Genomic DNA, 1,637 nt, shown 5'->3' on the forward strand with positions numbered 1-1,637 from the left:
CCCAACGCGTCACCGCCACCATCAGAAGAGCAGAGCGGCCAGCGCCATACCAACTAGCCAGAATGCGAGTACCACGTCACTGGACTACCCGTACCAGGAAGCGCTACGCGCCAAGGAACACCGACACCGCGAACCCGGCATCCGTCGCGGCACGAACGGTGCCCAGGCGCGCGTCGAAAGATGGCGCGCCGGGTTCGATGGTCGTGCGCAATTGTTCGTCGGCGACCGCCACGGACATGGCCAGATCGACCGTGACCTGGGCGGCGGCGTCGCGCAGCAGCGGAAGGTCACGGCGCAGGAGCGTACCTTTGGTCAGCACCGAGAATCGCGTGCCGCTCTCGGTCAGTGCCGACACGATGTCCGGCACGAGTCGGTAACGCCCCTCGGCACGCTGATACGGGTCGGTGTTGGTGCCCTGCGCGACCGCCTCGCGATGCCAGGCCGGACGGGCGAGCTCGCGGCGCAGCACCTCGGCGACGTTGATCTTGACGACGATCTGTTCGTCGAAGTCGCGCCCTGCGTCGAGGTCGAGATAGCTGTGTGTGCCACGGGCGAAGCAGTAGGTGCAGGCATGGCTGCAGCCGCGGTAAGGGTTGATCGTCCAGTCGAACGGCATGGCGGAAGCGCCGGGCACGTGGTTCAGTGCGGACTTTGCCAGCACCTCGTGGAACGTCATGCCGCGGAACTGCGGCGAGGTGACAGAACGCACGAAGCCGCCGGTGGATTCCATGCCGGCAAGCGCACTCGGGTCCACCGCGCCGACCGACTGTCCGTGCCACCTCATACACTTAGGGGAACAAAAAAACGAATATACGTCAAGACTCAAAGGGAAGAGATGTTCGATCACATGATGGTGCACGCACGAGCAGGGCGCACGGGCGTATCGGAGGACAATGGGGTACGTGCCAGAACCCGTCGCACCGCTCAGCCGCCGCGGGCACCGCCAGCGTGGCCGCGCGGCACAGGAGCGCCCCCGTCGCGCGGCACGCGGGAAGACCCGTCGTGCCGCACAGGGGGATCCGGGTCGCGCCGCGCAGGAAGATGCCGGGCGTGCGGCACTGCGGCGCCGTCGACGCGCGGCTCACCTGCGGCGAACGACCGGCAGGGCGGTCGCCGCCGTCGTCGCGGTCGGTGCGGCCGCGGTGGTGGGTGTGGTGCTGGGTGGAGCATTCGTCGCGCCTGATCCGGGGATCGACGCCAGTGCGATGGCGGAAGGTGTCCCGTCGCCCCGAGCGACGGCGATCCCGGCGCCGCAGGTCAGCGCAGTGCCGGTGGGTCCCGTGTGTGAGGACCCTCGCGTCCGCGAAGCGCTGGCAACGGGGAGTGATGCCGACGTGATCGCTGCCTTCGGCGGCGCGGCGGCGTTTCGAACTGGGCTCACCGGGTTCCCCGAAGCGATCGAGGCGACCTGGCCGCGAGCGACCGTGCAGACCTGCACCCTGCATTATGCCGATCTCCGGATTATGCCGATGAGGCCGGTGGTTCCCTTGCGGCGTAAGGATCCTCCGCTGGCAATATCGGCATAATCAGAGCGCTTCGAGCCAGGCGATGAGTGCGTCCGGGGGCCGGTAGCGGTTGTCTTGCCGCCGGCCGGGTGGGCTGGTGCGGGCGAGGGCCTTCTCTTTCAGGGTCATATC

General features: G+C 67.9%; 1 pseudogene. It reads right to left on the reverse strand.

From position 1 onward, the window contains the following. Positions 1-112 precede the first annotated feature (112 nt). A pseudogene (locus ACK5KK_RS15445) lies at positions 113-784 on the reverse strand (radical SAM protein); the annotation flags it as partial. Positions 785-1,637: the final 853 nt, after the last annotated feature.

Source organism: Microbacterium sp. (assembly GCF_047972865.1).
Taxonomy (GTDB): Bacteria; Actinomycetota; Actinomycetes; order Actinomycetales; family Microbacteriaceae; genus Microbacterium.